Annotated in this window: 12 protein-coding genes; 8 read left to right on the top strand and 4 right to left on the bottom strand. The window is 72.6% G+C overall.

Features of this window, described 5'->3' with window-relative positions; genetic code table 11:
- The first annotated feature begins 226 nt into the window (after positions 1 to 226).
- The 4 genes from AB0I22_RS18830 to AB0I22_RS18845 all read left to right on the top strand — a co-directional run bounded on the left by AB0I22_RS18830 (position 227) and on the right by AB0I22_RS18845 (position 4,878).
- The gene (locus AB0I22_RS18830; RefSeq protein ID WP_003948568.1) at positions 227 to 838 is read left to right on the top strand and encodes a response regulator transcription factor; all 612 of its coding nucleotides are present in this window, start codon (positions 227 to 229) and stop codon (positions 836 to 838) included.
- Between the two features lie 369 nt (positions 839 to 1,207).
- A complete protein-coding gene (locus AB0I22_RS18835) occupies positions 1,208 to 1,783 on the top strand; it encodes a sigma-70 family RNA polymerase sigma factor (RefSeq protein WP_363131920.1) in 576 nt (191 codons plus the stop codon).
- 342 nt (positions 1,784 to 2,125) lie between these two features.
- Positions 2,126 to 3,628, top strand: a complete 1,503-nt coding sequence (guaB, locus tag AB0I22_RS18840; RefSeq protein WP_363131921.1) for an IMP dehydrogenase — start codon at positions 2,126 to 2,128, stop codon at positions 3,626 to 3,628.
- A 122-nt stretch (positions 3,629 to 3,750) separates the two neighbouring features.
- Positions 3,751 to 4,878, top strand: coding sequence for a GuaB3 family IMP dehydrogenase-related protein (locus AB0I22_RS18845; RefSeq protein ID WP_363131922.1), 1,128 nt, complete (start codon positions 3,751 to 3,753; stop codon positions 4,876 to 4,878).
- Between the two features lie 100 nt (positions 4,879 to 4,978).
- Here the strand turns inward: AB0I22_RS18845 and AB0I22_RS18850 are convergent, their stop codons facing one another.
- Positions 4,979 to 5,599, bottom strand: a complete 621-nt coding sequence (locus AB0I22_RS18850) for a hypothetical protein (RefSeq protein WP_363131923.1) — start codon at positions 5,597 to 5,599, stop codon at positions 4,979 to 4,981.
- Between the two features lie 175 nt (positions 5,600 to 5,774).
- Positions 5,775 to 6,266 (bottom strand): hypothetical protein, encoded by a 492-nt coding sequence (locus AB0I22_RS18855; protein ID WP_363131924.1) that lies wholly within the window; start codon positions 6,264 to 6,266, stop codon positions 5,775 to 5,777.
- Positions 6,267 to 6,354: 88 nt separating this feature from the next.
- Between AB0I22_RS18855 and AB0I22_RS18860 the strand changes: the two genes are divergently transcribed.
- Positions 6,355 to 7,506 carry a rod shape-determining protein gene (locus AB0I22_RS18860; protein WP_363131925.1) on the top strand — a complete coding sequence of 384 codons (1,152 nt, stop codon included), beginning with the start codon at positions 6,355 to 6,357 and terminating at the stop codon, positions 7,504 to 7,506.
- Between the two features lie 41 nt (positions 7,507 to 7,547).
- On the opposite strand, the gene AB0I22_RS18865 is transcribed toward AB0I22_RS18860, so the two are convergent.
- Positions 7,548 to 8,810 carry a nucleotide sugar dehydrogenase gene (locus tag AB0I22_RS18865; RefSeq protein WP_363131926.1) on the bottom strand — a complete coding sequence of 421 codons (1,263 nt, stop codon included), beginning with the start codon at positions 8,808 to 8,810 and terminating at the stop codon, positions 7,548 to 7,550.
- A 193-nt stretch (positions 8,811 to 9,003) separates the two neighbouring features.
- On the opposite strand from AB0I22_RS18865, the gene AB0I22_RS18870 reads away from it, so the two are divergent.
- The 3 genes from AB0I22_RS18870 (at position 9,004) to AB0I22_RS18880 (ending at position 16,312) form a co-directional block, all read left to right on the top strand.
- Positions 9,004 to 10,710: a glycerol-3-phosphate dehydrogenase/oxidase gene (locus tag AB0I22_RS18870; protein WP_363131927.1), complete on the top strand. Its 1,707-nt coding sequence runs from the start codon at positions 9,004 to 9,006 to the stop codon at positions 10,708 to 10,710.
- A 712-nt stretch (positions 10,711 to 11,422) separates the two neighbouring features.
- Positions 11,423 to 13,321 carry a serine/threonine-protein kinase gene (locus tag AB0I22_RS18875; protein ID WP_363131928.1) on the top strand — a complete coding sequence of 633 codons (1,899 nt, stop codon included), beginning with the start codon at positions 11,423 to 11,425 and terminating at the stop codon, positions 13,319 to 13,321.
- A gap of 231 nt (positions 13,322 to 13,552) precedes the next feature.
- Complete coding sequence (locus AB0I22_RS18880; RefSeq protein WP_363131929.1) at positions 13,553 to 16,312, top strand: protein kinase; 2,760 nt, start codon at positions 13,553 to 13,555, stop codon at positions 16,310 to 16,312.
- On the opposite strand, the gene AB0I22_RS18885 is transcribed toward AB0I22_RS18880, so the two are convergent.
- Complete coding sequence (locus AB0I22_RS18885) at positions 16,294 to 17,913, bottom strand: AMP-binding protein (RefSeq protein ID WP_363131930.1); 1,620 nt, start codon at positions 17,911 to 17,913, stop codon at positions 16,294 to 16,296. The genes AB0I22_RS18880 and AB0I22_RS18885 overlap by 19 nt on opposite strands.
- Between the last annotated feature and the right edge of the window lie 29 nt (positions 17,914 to 17,942).

Here is a 17,942-nt window from a genome sequence, read left to right on the forward strand (position 1 = left end):
CGGGCCGGGCCTGGCCCGTTCCGTGTCGACCCCCTCGCGTGGACTGCTGAAGGCGGTCGCCCGAGCCCGTAACTCTTTCGGGTGACCGTCGTTGAGAGTGCGAGGCGGTTGACGGATTAAGGACTCGGGCAGATGTCCGAGCGCGTCGATCGCGCAGGTGACGATCAGTACCAGCCTGGAGGCTCAAGGTGACGCGCAGCAGCTGTGAGAGCCGCGGAGGACAGCCATGACATCCGTCCTCGTCTGTGACGACTCCCCGCTTGCCCGAGAGGCGCTCCGCCGTGCGGTGGCGACCGTGCCCGGCGTCGAGCGTGTGACGACGGCGGCCAACGGCGAGGAAGTCCTCCGCCGCTGGGGCGCCGACCGTTCGGACCTGATTCTGATGGACGTGCGGATGCCCGGTCTCGGCGGCGTCGAAACCGTGCGGCGGCTGCTCTCGGCGGACCCCGGGGCCCGCATCATCATGCTCACGGTGGCCGAGGACCTCGACGGGGTGGCGCTGGCCGTCGCCGCCGGGGCGCGCGGCTATCTGCACAAGGACGCCTCGCGCGCCGAGCTGCGCGCGACCGTCACGCAGGCGCTCGCCGACCCGACCTGGCGGCTCGCCCCGCGCAGACTGCGATCGGCCGAGATGGGCGCGGCGCCGACCCTGACCGCGCGCGAGATCCAGGTGCTCGAAGGCATGAGCCACGGCCGCTCCAACGCGGAGATCGGACGTGAGCTCTTCCTCTCCGAGGACACGGTCAAGACGCACGCCCGCCGGCTCTTCAAGAAGCTCGGCGCCTCCGACCGGGCGCACGCCGTGGCGCTCGGATTCCGCTGGGGCCTGGTCCGCTGAGACCGATGCGGCGTACGGCGTTGTGAGGTCGCGGCGCGCACCACTCGTCCGGGTGGTGCGCACCGCGACCTCGCTGCGTCGGCGTCCGACGCCGAAACCCCGAGGGATGCCGCATCCTTGAGTGTGTGACTCCTCCCCGGCGGAGGCCGAGGTTCCTCACTCGGCCGGCAGCGACCTCATGACGGACGGGCTCGAACCGGTGCCGCACGGTACCGGCGCAAGTCATCGGCGGAGTCGTTGGCGCGGGGGCGGATATACCCGGATGGGGAGGCGCGAGACGTGAGTGCGAGGACATCGACGCGTAACGGTTCGATGCACAACTACGAAGGCGGTGCCATGGATCGCTGGGCGTCAAGGCACCATGGACCGATGCGCGACGACGAGAACACGGCGATCGGCGCCCTCGTCACACGCGCCGCCGAGGGGGACCGGCGGGCCACCCACGACCTGCTCGCCCTGGTGCACCCCCTTGCCCTGCGCTACTGCCGCACCCGGCTCTCCCGCCTGCCCGGCGACGCCCGCCACTTCGTGGACGACCTGGCGCAGGAGGTCTGCCTGGCGGTGCTGTGCGCGCTGCCGCGCTACCGCGACACCGGCCGGCCCTTCGAGGCGTTCGTCGTCGCGATCGCCGCCCACAAGGTCGCCGACCTCCAGCGGGCCGCCATGCGCCGCCCGGGCAGCACGGCCGTGCCGTCCGACGAGATGCCGGAGCAGCCGGACGACTCGCTCGGGCCGGAGGAGCGGGCGCTGCTCAGCAGCGACGCCGAGTGGGCCAAGAAGCTTCTCGCCAATCTGCCGGAGCACCAGCGTGAGCTGGTGCTGCTGCGGGTGGCCATCGGGATGACGGCCGAGGAGACCGGCCAGATGCTGGGGATGTCGCCGGGCGCGGTGCGGGTCGCGCAGCACCGCGCGATGAGCCGGCTCCGCGCGCTGGCCGAGCAGTAGGCGCCGGATAGCGGACGGCGGGCGAGCAGGGCGTCGGCGGCAGGTTGTAGCGGCAGGGCGCGTACGGGCAGGGGATTCCCGTACGCGCGCGTGGGCCGGGCATCGTCGACGCGTGCGCGCGCCGGGAGCGGGTGCCCGTTCAGGCAAGGGTGAGTGTGCCCGTACGGTCGTGGCGCGAGCGTCGTACGGGCACCGGTCGGCGGCCGCGGCGGCTGTTCGTACGCCGCGCGAACGCCGTATGAATACACAAGTGATGAGTCCCTCATTCGTCGTGGAATGAGACACCTGTGGCTCCCGTTAGCATGGACGTCCGCGCCGAGGCAAGACCATTGGGAAGGTGTCATGACTGACAACGTCGACGGAATGCCTGCGAAATTCGCGATGCTCGGGCTGACGTACGACGACGTGCTGCTGCTGCCGGGCGCCTCTGAGGTGCTGCCGAACGCGGTCGACACCTCGTCCCGGGTCTCGCGCAACGTACGCGTGAACATCCCGCTGCTGTCCGCCGCGATGGACAAGGTCACCGAGGCGCGGATGGCCATCGCCATGGCCCGCCAGGGCGGCGCCGGCGTCCTGCACCGCAACCTCTCCATCGAGGACCAGGCCAACCAGGTCGACCTCGTCAAGCGCTCCGAGTCGGGCATGGTCACCGACCCGATCACGGTGCACCCCGACGCGACGCTGGCCGACGCCGACGCGCTGTGCGCGAAGTTCCGCATCAGCGGCGTGCCGGTCACGGACCCCGCGGGCAAGCTGCTGGGCATCGTCACCAACCGCGACATGGCCTTCGAGCTGGACCGCGGCCGTCAGGTGCGCGAGGTCATGACGCCGATGCCGCTGGTCACCGGCAAGGTCGGGATCTCCGGCGAGGACGCCATCGAGCTGCTCCGCCGCCACAAGATCGAGAAGCTGCCGCTGGTCGACGACGCGGGCATCCTCAAGGGCCTGATCACCGTCAAGGACTTCGTCAAGGCCGAGAAGTACCCGCAGGCCGCCAAGGACGCCGAGGGCCGGCTCGTCGTCGGCGCCGCGGTGGGCGTCGGCGACGAGGCGTTCGAGCGGGCGCAGGCGCTGGTCGAGGTGGGTGTCGACTTCCTGGTCGTCGACAGCGCGCACGGCCACAGCCGGGGCATCCTCGACATGATCGCCAAGGTCAAGTCCCAGATCTCCGTCGACGTCGTCGGCGGCAACGTCGCCACCCGCGACGGCGCGCAGGCGCTCATCGACGCGGGCGCCGACGGCGTGAAGATCGGCGTGGGCCCCGGCTCGATCTGTACCACCCGGGTCGTCGCGGGCATCGGCGTGCCGCAGGTCACGGCGATCTACGAGGCCGCCAAGGCGTGCCACGCGGCGGGCGTGCCGCTGATCGGCGACGGCGGCCTCCAGTTCTCCGGCGACATCGCCAAGGCCATCGCGGCCGGCGCGGACACCGTGATGCTCGGTTCGCTGCTGGCAGGCTGCGAGGAGTCGCCGGGCGAGATGGTCTTCATCAACGGCAAGCAGTTCAAGTCCTACCGGGGCATGGGCTCGCTGGGCGCGATGCAGACCCGCGGCCAGGCCCGCTCCTACTCCAAGGACCGCTACTTCCAGGACAACGTGCTCTCCGAGGACAAGCTGGTGCCCGAGGGCATCGAGGGCCAGGTGCCCTACCGCGGCCCGCTCTCCTCGGTCGCGCACCAGCTCATCGGCGGCCTGCGGGCCTCCATGGGCTATGTCGGCTCCGCCGACGTCCAGGAGCTGAAGGACAAGGGCCGCTTCGTGCGCATCACGTCGGCGGGGCTCAAGGAGAGCCACCCGCACGACATCCAGATGACCACGGAGGCGCCGAACTACTCCCGCCGCTGACATACGGCACGGCGAAAGCCCCGGTCAGAGCCCGCGGCCCGGACTACCGGCCGCGGGCTCAGCCATGTCGGGGATACTGGAATCGGCAGACGGAGCGCCGAAGAATTTGAGAGGCCACACACGTGACTGAGATCGAGATCGGGCGCGGTAAGCGCGGCCGCCGGGCGTACGCATTCGACGACATCGCCGTCGTCCCCAGTCGGCGCACCCGCGACCCGAAGGAGGTCTCGATCGCCTGGCAGATCGATGCCTACCGGTTCGAGCTGCCCTTCCTCGCGGCCCCGATGGACTCGGTGGTCTCGCCGCAGACCGCGATCCGCATCGGTGAGCTGGGCGGGCTGGGCGTCCTCAACCTGGAGGGTCTGTGGACCCGCTACGAGGACCCGGAGCCGCTGCTCGCCGAGATCGCCGAGCTGGACGAGATCGCCGCGACCAAGCGCCTCCAGGAGATCTACGCCGCCCCGATCAAGGAAGAGCTGATCGGGCAGCGCATCAAGGAGGTGCGCGACTCCGGTGTGGTGACGGCCGCCGCGCTCTCGCCGCAGCGCACCGCGCAGTTCTCCAAGGCCGTGGTCGACGCGGGCGTGGACATCTTCGTGATCCGCGGCACCACGGTCTCCGCCGAGCACGTCTCGGGCGCGGCCGAGCCGCTCAACCTCAAGCAGTTCATCTACGAGCTGGACGTGCCCGTCATCGTCGGCGGCTGCGCGACCTACACCGCGGCCCTGCACCTGATGCGCACGGGCGCGGCGGGCGTCCTCGTCGGCTTCGGCGGCGGCGCGGCGCACACCACCCGCAACGTGCTGGGCATCCAGGTGCCCATGGCCACCGCGGTCGCCGACGTGGCCGCCGCCCGGCGCGACTACATGGACGAGTCCGGCGGCCGGTACGTGCACGTGATCGCGGACGGCGGCGTGGGCTGGTCCGGCGACCTGCCCAAGGCCATCGCCTGCGGCGCCGACGCCGTGATGATGGGCTCCCCGCTGGCCCGCGCCACCGACGCGCCGGGCCGCGGCCACCACTGGGGCATGGAGGCCGTCCACGAGGACGTGCCGCGCGGCAAGCGGATGGACCTGGGCGCGGTCGGCACCACCGAGGAGGTGCTGCTCGGCCCGTCGCATATCCCGGACGGTTCGATGAACTTCTTCGGCGCGCTGCGCCGGGCGATGGCCACGACGGGCTACTCGGAGCTCAAGGAGTTCCAGCGCGTCGAGGTGACGGTCGCCCCGTCGCAGCACGACAACCGCTGACGGTGCTTCGGCCGTAGCCGCCGAGGGCCCGGATCACCCGCTGTGCGCGGGGTCCGGGCCCTCGTTCGTAGGGGCATGAGCGGGTGCGCGCGCCGTCGCGTCAGCCGGCGAGCTTCTTGGCGGTGCTGTAGGCGCCGGCCGCACCGAGGAGGTAGAAGGCCACGTCGATGAACTCCAGGTACTCCTTCCACGCCCGGTTGATGACGTCGAAGTGGTCGAAGAGCGCCTCGAAGACCGACATGTCCCCGCCGTCGCTGAAGGCCAGCGCGAAGCCGAAGATCTGGCCGAGGTAGACGCCGATCAGGCCGAGGGCCGCGCCGACGACCGGCAGGGCGGCGTTGCGGCCGCCGAGTTTGCCGAGGGCGGCGCCGATGAGCGCGCCGGTGGCGGCGGCGAGGTAGCCGATCTGGGCGCCGTCGGTGGCCTTGAGTATCGCGCCGTAGATCGTGGAGCCGACGAGCATGGCGACGACGCCGACGACCACCGCGAGGCCGGGATTGCCCCTGCGGGCGGCCGGGAGCGGGAAGCCGCCCGGAGCGCCGTACATGCCCTGGTGGGGCGGGTAGGGCTGCTGCTCGTAGCCGCCCGGCGCCGGGGGCGGGTAGCCGCCGGGCTGCTGCTGCGGGTAGCCGTGTCCGGCCGGCTGCTGGGGCTGCTGGCCGTACGGGTTCGGCTGCTGCGGCTGTTGAGGCGGCTGTGGCTGCTGCCAGGGCTGGCTCACGGTGTTCCCCCGAGGTGAAGGTGTGGAACCGCGCTCCTGATCCGGAAGTGGCTGGAGCGCAGTATGAAAGTCGGGCCATAAGCTAACAGTTAGGACTGACGGTGCAACACGGAGTTTCTCGCTCCGTGACACGGTTGGGACGTACGGGACCTCCGGGGCGTCTGATACGTCCTGGCTACTCGGCTACACGCTTGGCCACCAGATATCCCTCGGCCGCGGCCACGGTGTAGAAGGCGATGTCGTTCCTGCCGAGCATCTCGTGGCGCCAGTACTCCACGACGGTGTCGAAGTGGTGCAGCACAGTGGTGAGGGCGCCCGGCGGGTTCCCCATGGCGTCGCTCGTCGCCTCGCTCATGTGCGCAGCGGCGGCGAGTAGTTGGGCGAGGAGGACGCCGAGCAGGGCCAGCAGGGCGCCGAGCGGCGCGAGCGCCGGAGCGCGGCCGCCGGCCTTGCCGAGGGCGGCGCCGACGAGCAGGCCGATCGCGAGCGCCCAGTAGCCGAGCTCATGGCCGCCGGGGCCGGCCAGCCCCTGGGCCCAGCCGAAGACGATGGCGCCGGTGAGCGCGGCGGCGGCGCCCGCGGCGAGGCCTCGCGCGGGCCGGCCTTCGGCCGCGGGGCGGTCGGGCGAGGGCGGAGCGGTCTCGGTTCGTGGTGCGGGCACGCTCATGATTTCGCACGCTAGCAGCGGCCAATGTCAGCGGGCGTCCGATGTGTGCGCCGGATAAAGATTCGGGCATAGGGAATAATGGCAACTTATGGCGCAAAGCAAGTCGTTCAACGGACGGGACATGGGCATCGACCTCGGCACCGCGAACACGCTGGTGTACGTGCGGGGGAAGGGAGTGGTGCTCAACGAGCCATCGGTGGTCGCGGTGAACGCCGCCGACGGAGGGGTGTTGTCGGTCGGTTTCGAGGCGAGAGAGACCATCGGGCGGACGCCCTCGAACATCGTGGCCGTCCGACCCCTGCGCGACGGGGTCATAGCCGACTTCGAGATAGCCGAGCGGATGCTCCGGCACTTCATCAAGCGGGTCACGGGCAACCGGCGGCTGGCGCGCCCGCGGGTCGTGGTCTGCGTGCCGTCGGGCATCACGGGCGTGGAACGGCGCGCGGTCATCGAGGCGGCCAGCCGCGCCGGAGCCCGCCAGGTGCATCTGGTCGAGGAGCCGATGGCCGCGGCGATCGGCGCGGGGCTGCCGGTGAGCGAGCCGACCGGCTGCATGGTCGTCGACATCGGCGGCGGCACCACCGAGGTCGCGGTGATCTCGCTGGGCGGCATCGTGACGGCCCGTTCGGTACGGACCGCGGGCGACGCGATGGACGCCGCGATCATCTCGTACGTGAAGAAGGAGTACTCCCTCGCGATCGGCGAGCGGACCGCGGAGACGCTCAAGATGAGCATCGGCTCCGCCACGGCCACCGGCTACTGGACGGCGGCGGGGCTCGGCGCCCTCGCCGAGCAGTTGGAGAAGAACGACGGCCTCTCCGACGACAACGGCGACCCCGAGGACACCCAGGGCCTGCTGCCGCCGGACCGCTGCACCATCCGCGGGCGCGACCAGGTCAGCGGCCTGCCCAAGACCCTGGAGCTGACGGCGGACGAGGTGCGGCACGCGCTGGTCGAGCCCGTGGACACCATCGTCGCGGCCGTCCGCCAGACGCTGGACGAGACCCCGCCGGAGCTGGCCGGCGACATCATGGACCGCGGCATCGTGCTGACGGGCGGCGGGGCGCTGCTGCGCGGTCTGGACGTGCGGCTCAGCAAGGAGCTGGACATCCCCGTGCTGGTGGCCGACGAGCCGCTGGACTGCGTGGCGGTGGGCACCGGCCGGTGCGTCGAGGACTTCGCGTCGCTCAAGACGGTGCTGGACGCGCAGCCGAAGCGCCTGCTGGCGACCGGTCGCTGAGCGGCCCGTGTCGGGCTGAGGGTTTCCGGCGGCGCTGGAGACTACAGGCGGTGCGCCGCGCCCGCGGGGCTCGCTCCGCGGGTGTCCAGCAGCAGCTGCGCCTTCACGGCCAGCCCCTGGAGGTCGTACGTGCGGTGCTGCTGAAGCAGCACGGTGAGGTCGGCGTCGGCTGCCGCCTCGTACAGGAAGTCCGCGCGCGGCACGGGCCGGCCCAGTACGCGCCACTGCGGCACGTGCGGGTCGTGGTAGCTCACCTGCGCGCCCAGTTCCATGAGCCGGGAGGCGATCTCGCGGGCCGGTGAGCCCTCCTGGTCGGCGACGTCGGCCTTGTAGCTGACGCCGAGCAGCAGCACGCGCGCGCCGCGCGCGGACTTGCCGTGCTCGTTGAGGAGGGTGGCGCAGCGCTGGATGATGTAGCGCGGCATCCGCCCGTTGACCTCCTGGGCCAGCTCGACCATGCGCAGCGGGTAGCCGAGGCTGCGGCCCTGGTAGGAGAGGTAGTTGGGGTCGATGGGGACGCCGTGGCCGCCGACGCCGGGGCCGGGGCGGAAGGCCTGGAAGCCGAAGGGCTTGGTCTCGGCGCACCGTACGACGTCCCACAGGTCGACGCCGATGTCGTTGCAGAAGACGGCCATCTCGTTGGCGAGCGCGATGTTGACGTGCCGGTAGTTGGACTCCAGGACCTTGACGGTCTCGGCCTCGCGGGGGCCGCGGGCCCGTACGACCTTGTCGCAGAGGCGCCCGTAGAAGGCGGCGGCGGCCTCGGTGCAGGCGGGGGTGAGGCCGCCGATGACCTTGGGCATGCTGCCGTAGCCGTACGCGCGGTTGCCGGGGTCGAGGCGGCTGGGGGAGTAGGCGAGGTGGAAGTCGCGCCCGGCGCGCAGCCCGGAGCCCTTCTCCAGGATGGGGCGCAGGAATTCCTCCGTGGTCCCCGGGTAGGCGGTGGACTCCAGGAGAACAGTGGTGTGCGGCCGCAGCCGGGCCGCCAGGGTGTGCGCGGCGTCGCCGACGGCGCGCAGGTCCAGGGAGCGGTCCTCGCCCAGCGGCGCGGGCGCGCAGATCACGGCCGTGTGGACCCGTCCCAGCTCGGCGTCCTCGGCGGTGGTGCGGAAGCCTCCCGAGAGCATTCGGCGGATCTCCGCGGCGGTGAGGGAGCCGTCCACGGGCGGCCGGCCGGCTCGTAGGTCCGCGATGACGCGCGGGTCGGGGTCGTAGCCGACGGTGTTCACTCCGGCGGCGGTAGCGGCCTGGGCGAGGGGGAGGCCGAGATGGCCGAGGCCGATGACGGCGAGATCTGCGGGCATGGCGTCGTGCCGTCCTTCCCGAGGCTATTCCGGTTGGCGTGAATTCAGACTAAGCGGAAATATGACTCATATTCAGTATTGGACGGTGGCATTGACCCGGTGTTGCCAAGCCGGGTGAAGCCTGGTCGCGCGCCCCCGCCGCGGACAGAATCGGCGGACGGGGTGCGCGAGCCCGATCACACGGGAGGCAGTGGTGAGGACAGCGACACTCGGCCCGGTCGAGCGCGGCGAAGCGCTCGCCCGGATGGCGGAACGCGAACTGGACGTGCTGGTCGTCGGCGGCGGCGTCGTCGGCGCGGGCACCGCCCTGGACGCGGCCACCCGCGGACTGGCGACCGGCCTCGTAGAGGCCCGCGACTGGGCGGCGGGCACCTCCAGCCGCTCCAGCAAGCTCATCCATGGCGGACTCCGCTACCTGGAGATGCTCGACTTCGCGCTCGTACGGGAGGCGCTCAAGGAGCGCGGGCTGCTGCTGGAGCGGATCGCCCCCCACCTGGTGCGCCCGGTGCCCTTTCTCTACCCCCTCCAGCACAAGGGCTGGGAGCGGTTCTACGCGGGCTCGGGCGTCGCCCTCTACGACGCCATGTCCATCTCCTCGGGCCATGGCCGCGGCCTGCCCACCCACCGCCACCTCACCCGCAAGCACGCGCTGAGCGTCGCGCCCTGCCTCAAGAAGGACGCCCTGGTGGGCGCCCTCCAGTACTACGACGCCCAGATGGACGACGCGCGCTACGTCGCGACGATCGTGCGCACCGCCGCCGCCTACGGCGCGGACGTCGCCAACCGCGCGCGCGTGGTGGGCTTCCTGCGCGAGGGCGAGCGGGTCGTCGGGGCCCGGGTGCACGACCTGGAACAGGGCGGCGAATTCGAGGTCCGCGCCCGCCAGGTGGTCAACGCCACCGGCGTGTGGACGGACGACACCCAGGGCCTGATCGCGGAGCGCGGCCAGTTCCACGTACGGGCCTCCAAGGGCATCCACCTGGTGGTGCCCAAGGACCGCATCCACTCCACCACCGGGCTCATCCTGCGCACCGAGAAGAGCGTGCTGTTCGTCATCCCCTGGGGACGGCACTGGATCGTCGGCACCACCGACACGGACTGGGACCTGGACAAGGCGCACCCCGCCGCGTCCAGCGCCGACATCGACTACCTCCTGGAGCACGTCAACTCGGTCCTCTCCACCCCGCTCACCAGGGACGACGTGCAGGGCGTCTACGCGGGGCTGCGCCCGCTGCTGGCCGGCGAGTCGGACGCGACCAGCAAGCTGTCCCGGGAGCACACCGTCGCGCACCCGGTCCCGGGCCTGGTGGTCGTGGCGGGCGGCAAGTACACGACCTACCGCGTGATGGCCAAGGACGCGGTGGACGAGGCGGTGCACGGCCTCGACCAGAAGGTCGCCGACTGCGTCACCGAGGACGTGCCGCTGATGGGCGCGGAGGGCTACAAGGCGCTGTGGAACACCCGGGCGCGCATCGCGCAGCGCACCGGGCTGCATGTGGCGCGCGTGGAGCACCTGCTCAACCGGTACGGCTCGATGATCGACGAGGTGCTGGCGCTGATCACCGCCGACCCCACGCTCGGTGAACCGTTGGCCGCGGCTGACGACTATCTGCGCGCCGAGGTCGTCTACGCGGCCTCGCACGAGGGCGCGCGCCACCTCGACGACGTCCTCACGCGCCGTACGCGCGTCTCGATCGAGACCTTCGACCGGGGCACGCGCAGCGCGCGCGAGGCCGCCGAGCTGATGGCGCCGGTGCTGGGCTGGGACAAGGGCCAGATCGAGCGCGAGGTCGAGCACTACGAGAAGCGCGTGGAGGCCGAGCGGGAATCGCAGCGGCAGCCGGACGACCTGACGGCGGACGCGGCACGGCTCGGGGCTCCGGACATCCAGCCCCGGTGAACGCCGTAGGCGCGCCTTCCCTGAATGCCGGACACCCGCCTCCACTGAGCGCCGGACGCAGGGCCCCGCTGAGTCGGCCGGCGCCCAGCGGTGCGGCTTCCGGCGGAACTCCGCGGCCAGAAGCGGCTTTTGTCTCACCGGGGCGGTCTGCGCGCCGCTGCTGACCCGATAGCTGACAGTCGCCGGCCGCCCGGTCGGCGACTGTCAGCGCGTACGGCCCGTTGATCTCGCCGCCGCGCCACCTCCGCGCGGTGCGGCCATCCGGGGAGCAGGGCCGTTCCGTGACGCCCGTGCGAGGCCCGGGCGTCCGGTGTGCCCTGCGGCTGGGCGCGCGGCAGCAGCTCGCCGCCCAGCAGCCGCCGTAGAAGCGATTGAGGCCGTCCTCGCGGGTGCGGCGGCCCGCCCGTACGCCCGACACGCCGACCGCCGGGGAGCGGTTCCCATGAGCGTCTTGTGACAGCTCCGCGCCGCCCGGAACCGAACCGCCGGCCACCGGCTCTCGAACAGGGGAGCGTGGCGCGGAACCGCCGCACGCCGTCAACACCACGCCGGCGTGGTCGTGCTGACGATGATGCGCGAGAGACCGGCGTGGTTCGGCGTGCGTCCATCAGGTGGGCACTCGGACCCTGGCCTTCCCCTGGTCCGCGGATGAGAGACAATGGACGCTCTGCCAGGGTGGGTTGATCGCAGAGCTGATTGCCAGAGGGGACGCATGTCGGAGGCGGAAGAGACGCAGGGCACGACAGGGCGCCTCCTGGCTGGTCGGTACCGGCTCGGTGAGGTGCTCGGCCGGGGCGGCATGGGCACGGTGTGGCGTGCGCGCGACGAGACCTTGGGCCGCACGGTCGCGGTCAAGGAACTGCGCTTCCCGTCGAGCGTCGACGAGGACGAGAAGCGCCGCCTGATCACTCGTACGCTGCGCGAGGCGAAGGCGATCGCCCGCATCCGCAGCAATGGCGCGGTCACGGTCTACGACGTCGTCGACGAGGACGACCGGCCGTGGATCGTCATGGAGCTGATCGAGGGCCGCTCGCTCGCCGACGCGATCCGGGAGGACGGGCCGCTCCCGTGGAGACGGGCGGCCGAGGCCGGCCTCGCCATCCTCGACGTGCTGCGCGCCGCGCACCGCGAGGGCATCCTGCACCGCGACGTGAAGCCGTCGAACGTTCTGATCGCCGACGACGGCCGGGTCGTGCTCACCGACTTCGGCATCGCGCAGGTCGAGGGCGACCCGTCGGTCACCTCCACCGGCATGCTGGTCGGCGCCCCCTCGTACATCTCGCCGGAGCGGGCCCGCGGCCACAAGCCCGGCCCGCCGGCCGACCTGTGGTCGCTCGGCGGCCTGCTGTACGCGGCGGTGGAGGGCGTCCCGCCGTACGACAAGGGTTCGGCCATAGCGACGCTCACCGCCGTGATGACCGAGCCGATGGAGCCGCCGAAGCACGCGGGCGCGCTGGAAGAGGTCATCTACGGCCTGCTCGCCAAGGACCCCGAGAAGCGGCTGAACGAGGCGGCGGCGCGGGCGTTGCTCACCGACGCGGTCAACGCGCCCGAGGACCAGGGCCGCAAGAGCCCCGAGCCGCCGGTCGTCGAGCCGACGCGCGCGATGGCGCTGCCCCCGACCCCGGCGCCGCCCGCCCCCTCCTCGCCACCGCCGCTGTCGCTGGAGAAGCCCGGCTCCGGGGCCTCCGGACCGCGGGCCGCGGACGCGGCGGCGGACCGGATGCGCGGCGCGCTGAAGTCCGTACGGAACGCGGCGGCGTCCGCGACCGAAGCGGCCAAGTCCAAGGCGTCCGGGGCCGCCGACCGGAACGCCTCGGCGTCCGCGCCCGGCGGCGGCGCGGGCCCGGGCACCCCGCCGCGCGCGTCGATCACGGACGTGGTGCCCAAGCGGACGCTCCTGGTGGTGGCCGTGGTCGTGGTGCTCGCCGTACTCGGCACGGTGCTCGCCTTCGCCCTCGGCGACGATGACGACTCGGGCAAGGGCGCCTCCGACTCCAAAGACGACAAGGCCACGTCCTCCGGCTCGGCCCCGGCGGCCGACGGCGGGAAGAGCCAGAAGGACACCGGCCGGCCGACCGGCGCGGCCTCGACGGACGGCGCGGCCGGGAAACCGGCCCGCACGGCGGACCCGGGCGGCCTGCCCGAGGGGTACGAACCGGTCAAGAACGGTGAGTACCACTTCAGCATCGCGATGCCCAAGGGCTGGAAGCAGACGGCCACCGCGGGCGATCATTCCGGCGCCATATACAGCGCGGCGGGCGGCTTCCCGCGCCTCCAGGTCGACTTCGGTTCGCAGCCGCAGCCGGACGCGGCGAAGTCGTGGCAGGCGGCGGAGAGCGGCGCGAAGAACGGCGGCATGAAGGGCTATCAGAGCCTCGGCATCGACACCGTCGACAAGTGGGCAGGTCACGACTATCCGACCGTCGCGGACTGGAATTTCGAGCGCGACCAGAGCGGCAAGCGGGTCCAGGTCGTCAACCGCGGCTTCAAGGTCGACGACAGCCATGGCTACGCCATCATGATCACTTGTGAGAAGGACAAGTGGAAGGACGCCCAGTGCCGGGAGCTGCGGGAGGCCGCTTTCGCCTCCTTCAAACCCGAGGGCTGAGCGGGGCCGCACCGGGCCTTGTCCGAAATGGCTCACAGGGCGCGTACGAAGCGACGTACTGGACCGTACGGTCCCAAGGGGGCGGCTGGGCACGTATCGTGAGAGCCCGTGGACCGTACGCAGCCACAAATAGCAGTGAAACGACCGCACTTGGCGGTTGCTGACGGGGTCTGTCGAGGTTTCGGGCGATAGCTGGTGCGAGATGGCGAATCTCGCGCTTGGGGAGGCGTCGTGGACGACTACGCGGGTCGGGTCCTTGCCGACCGCTATCGCCTTCCGCTGCCGCCGTCCGACGAGTTCGAACTCGTCGAGACCCGGGCCTTCGATGCCTACAGCGGGCAGGAAGTCCTCCTCCGGCAGATCCCGCTGCCCGAGGTCGTCGACGCGGAGGTCGTCGGCGAGGAGGGCGGGCGCGGCGGGCGGACTGCCGGCCCGCGCGGCGGACGTACGACCCAGGGCACCGGCGACCCGGCCGTGCGCCGGGCCCTCGAAGCGGCCGGCGCCGCGGCCAAGGTGCCCGACCACCCCCGGCTCGACCAGGTCTTCCACGTCTTCGCCGAGGCGGGCAGCCTGTGGATCGTCAGCGAGCTCATCCCCGCTCGGCCGCTGGCCGCGCTCCTCGCCGAACGCACGCTGACCCCGCACCGCGCCGCCGAGATCGCGGCCGATGTCCTGACCGCCCTGCGCGCGCTGCACGCGCACGGCTGGACCCACCGCAACATCACCGCCCGTACGGTCCTGGTCTGCGACGACGGCCGGGCAGTCCTCACCGGGCTCGCGGCGGGGGCGGCGGAAGAGGCGCTCTGCGGCTACGACCCGGTGCCGGCCGTGACCCTCAAGGGCGGCGGCAGCGCCCCGCGGCCCGCCGTGCCCGCGGGGTCGGTGGAAGGCGGGGACGGCGCCGCCGGCTCCGAGACGGCGGGGCGGCCCGTGGGGCCATCCGTCGGCGGCCGGGCGGCGATAGCCGCGGCCCGCGCGGCCGACGGCGGCGACGGCAGGCGTCCTGCCGCGCCCGCCCGCAACGGATCCCCGTCCCAGGCCCCCACCGGGCCCGCCTACCGCGACCAGGGTGCGGCGGGCGGCTTCCTGCCCCAGCCCGGCGCGCCCGCCGGAGCGCAGGGGCCCCCGCAGGGCGGTGCGGCCGGGCCGGACCCGCGCGCCGTGCGGGCCGGGGCGATAGCCGCCTACCAGGCGGGAACGCGAGCCGCCGCCGCGCGGGCGCACGCCGACCCCGAGGCACCGGACGAATCAGCCCACGTCCCGGACGAATCAGCCCACGCTCCGGGCGGGTCCGGGACGTGGGGCGGTGGCAGCGCCGCGAGCGGCACCGCGCCCACGGGGTCCGTGCCGAACAGCGGCGCTTGGAGCGCGGACGCCCTCATGAAGACCGGATCGCAGAGCGCGCTCCGGCGGACCGCGGGGCACACGGGTGAAGATGGCGGGTCTCAGGCCCCTTCGGGCGCGCCCATGGCCGAAGGGGCCGCCGGGGCAGCAGGGGCCGCCGGAGCCGCAGGGGCCGGTGAGGCGGGCGGGCCGGTCGAGTCCGCCGTTCTGGGCGGCGACGGCCGTGCGCCCAGGGACTCCACGGAGCCGTGGGGCCACAGCGAGAACGGCCACCAGGGGCGGGGCCCGCAGACGGCCCTGGGCGCGGAACGGGCGCGGCAGGCCCGGATGGTCGTCGTCGGCCCCGTCACCGAGCGCTGGGCTCCCGAGCAGGCCGGACCGGTGCACGAGAACTGGCGGCTGGCGCCGCCCGTGGGACCCGCCGCCGACCTGTGGGCGCTGGGCACCCTGCTGTTCCGGGCCGTGCAGGGACACGCGCCGTACCCCGAGGAGACCGCCGCCGAACTGGTCCAGCTCGTCTGCGCGGAGCCGCCCGCCTACGCCGAGGAGTGCGGGGCGCTGCGCCCCGTCGTCGAATCGCTGCTGCGCAAGGACCCGACCGAGCGGCCCGACTTCGAGGAGCTGCGGGGCTGGCTGCACTCCTTGATACGGTCCGCCCCGGAGCCGGAACTCGGCAGCCGCACCGTCACCGTGCCGTCGATCGGCCCGGGCGCGCCCTCCGACCCGCGACGGCTGCCCATCAAGCGGCGGCGCGGGGAACTGGTGCGCAGGCGGCGGACCGGCGCGCCGCCGGCCGCCCCGCACGGCCGGCACAAGAAGGCCCATAAGACGCCGCACCGCACCGTGACCAAGCATCCGCGCCCGCCGCGCGCGCAGCAGTTGAAGCTGGAGCACACCGAGCGGCCGGAGCGGACCGTCCGGCCCGCTCCCGAGCGGCAAGGGCGCGCCCCCCGCCGGCTGGGGCGGCTCCTGCTGCTCCTCATCCTCGTGGTGCTGGCCGGGGTCATCGCCTACGCCCTGCTGTTCATGCCGCGCGGGGAGAAGAACGCGGGCCAGGCCCGTACGGACCGTACGGGGGCGGCCGGCGCGCAGAGCGCCGCACCCGACGGCACCGGTGCGAAGAGCGCGCCCCGATCCTCCGCCGCGGCCTCCATGGGGGAGCGGGAGCCCCAGACGTCCGAGCCCGCCGGCGTCGCCAAGGGCTTCACGCTGCGCCAGGACCCGAAGGGGTTCGCGGTGTCCGTGGACAAGAACTGGCAGCGGCGCGGCGAGAACGACCGCGGCCAGGTCGTCTACATCGGCGGGGACTACGAACTGATCGTGGTCCCGGGCCGGGACAAGGTGTCGGAGTACGGCGCCGACCCGATGGCGTACCAGCAGGACAAGGAGCCGGAACTGGCTCCGTACCGCTCGTCGTCCTGGTCGGGCGCCTCGGGGCTGCGCCGCATCGACGTGGGCGGAACGGCGATGGCGGAGGGCACGTTCAACTGGAACGACAGCAGCGGGCGCCAGGTGTACGTGCGCAACGCGGCGATGATCCTCGACGGTCGATACCACCTGCTCCAAGTGATCGGCCCGGCCAACGACCAGCGCGCTGTGGACCGGTTCTATGACCAGGCCACCGCCACCTACCGCGCGGAGGCCTGACCGGGGGCCGGCTCTGAGAACCGTTCGCGCAGCCGGTATTTGAGCACTTTGCGCAGCGTCTCGTTGCGCGGCAGCGCGTCGACCACCTCCAGCTGTTCCGGGATCTTGTGCACGGAGAGCCCCGCGGCGCGCAGGTACGCGGACGCGGCGCCGAGGCTGAGCGGGGCCGCTCCCGCCGGTTGCTGGACCACGGCGCAGACCCGCTCCCCGCGGTCCCGGTCGGGGAGGCCGATGACGGCGACGTCCTCGACGTCCGGATGCTCGTAGAGGAGCCGCTCTATCTCCTGGGCCGAGATGTTCTCGCCCTTGCGGATGATGATGTCCTTCTCGCGGCCGGTGAGCACCAGGTGGCCGTCGGGTGTGAGGTGGCCGAGGTCGCCGGTGATGAGGAAGCCGTCGCGGTCGAAGGCCTCGGCGGTCTGCGCGGGGTCCAGATAGCCGCGGCAGACGGCTTCGCCGCGCAGCCGTACGGCCCCGTCCCGCCCGGCCGGCAGGGGGGTGCCGTCCGCGCCGACGATGCGGATCTCCATGCCGTCGGGCGGCCGGCCCTCGGTGGTGGCGAGGTTGTGGGGCGTGTCGCCGGGCGCCCCCATGGTGATCATCGGGACTTCGGTCATGCCGTAGCCGTGGGTGAGCTGGCAGCCCATCTCGCGGACCACCTCGTGGTAGAGCTCGGGCGGCTTGGCGGCGCCGCCGCCCGCCATGAGCCGGAGGGCGGGCAGGAGCCTGCGTCCGGGGTCCTTGCGCTGCTCGGCGAGGAACATCGAGTAGAAGGCGGTGGAGCCGCCGGCGACCGTGACGCCGTGGCGGCGGTAGGCGTCGAGCGACCCGGGCATCGAGAAGTGCTCCAGCATGACGGCCGGGAAGCCGCGGAGCAGCAGCATCACCGTGTAGTCGGGCCCGGCGACATGGGCGTACGGGAAGGCCATCGAGCCGACGTCCTCGGCGCTCAGGCACAGGGCGCGGGCGAGGCAGGCACCGGCGGCGATGAGGCTGCGGTCGGTGTGCAGGACCCCCTTGGGGTCGGAGGTGGTGCCCGAGGTCCAGTAGATCCAGCGGACCGCGGCACCATCCGACGGCGGCTCGGGGAGGACTGCGGGGTCGCCCTCGGGGAGGGTGGCGTATGCCTCGAAGACGCGTGGGGGCATGGGGAGTTCGTGGGCGAGGCGGTCGGCCATCGCCGTGTGGTCGAAGCCGCGCCAGGTGCCGGGCACGGCGAAGAACTCGGCTTCGGCCGCCCGGAGCGCGTAGCCGACCTCGCGGTCTCGGTAGAAGGGGATGAGCGGGGTCTGCACGGCCCCCAAACGGGTCAGGGCGAAGGTCAGGACGGCGGTCTCGATGCGGGTGGGCAGCTGCCAGGCGACCCGGCTGCCGGGGCGTATGCCGAGGCCGTGGAGGCCGGCGGCGACGTGCTCGGCCCAGTCGCGCAGGGTGCCGAAGGTCAGCTTCCGGTCGTCGCCGGCCGATGCCGCGGCGTCGATGAGGACCAGCGCCTCGGGGGTGCGGGCCGCGCGGCGGTCCAGGAGCTCCCACAGGGTGCGGGAGTTCTCCAGTTCGCGGGCGAGTCGTGTGCCGTTCCTGGGATCGGTGTGCTCGCGCATGAGTGCAGCCTCCGCTGATCTGATGCCCC

The organism is Streptomyces sp. NPDC050610, from assembly GCF_040654875.1.
Taxonomy (GTDB): Bacteria; Actinomycetota; Actinomycetes; order Streptomycetales; family Streptomycetaceae; genus Streptomyces.

Excerpts from the sequence above, each read along its gene's own strand:
- guaB (WP_363131921.1), top strand. The coding sequence starts at position 2,126 with ATGACTGACAACGTCGACGGAATGCCTGCGAAATTCGCGATGCTCGGG.
- AB0I22_RS18860 (WP_363131925.1), top strand. The coding sequence starts at position 6,355 with ATGGCGCAAAGCAAGTCGTTCAACGGACGGGACATGGGCATCGACCTC.
- AB0I22_RS18865 (WP_363131926.1), bottom strand. The coding sequence starts at position 8,810 with ATGCCCGCAGATCTCGCCGTCATCGGCCTCGGCCATCTCGGCCTCCCC.
- AB0I22_RS18885 (WP_363131930.1), bottom strand. The coding sequence starts at position 17,913 with ATGCGCGAGCACACCGATCCCAGGAACGGCACACGACTCGCCCGCGAA.
- AB0I22_RS18855 (WP_363131924.1), bottom strand. The coding sequence starts at position 6,266 with ATGAGCGTGCCCGCACCACGAACCGAGACCGCTCCGCCCTCGCCCGAC.
- AB0I22_RS18835 (WP_363131920.1), top strand. The coding sequence starts at position 1,208 with ATGCGCGACGACGAGAACACGGCGATCGGCGCCCTCGTCACACGCGCC.
- AB0I22_RS18875 (WP_363131928.1), top strand. The coding sequence starts at position 11,423 with ATGTCGGAGGCGGAAGAGACGCAGGGCACGACAGGGCGCCTCCTGGCT.
- AB0I22_RS18830 (WP_003948568.1), top strand. The coding sequence starts at position 227 with ATGACATCCGTCCTCGTCTGTGACGACTCCCCGCTTGCCCGAGAGGCG.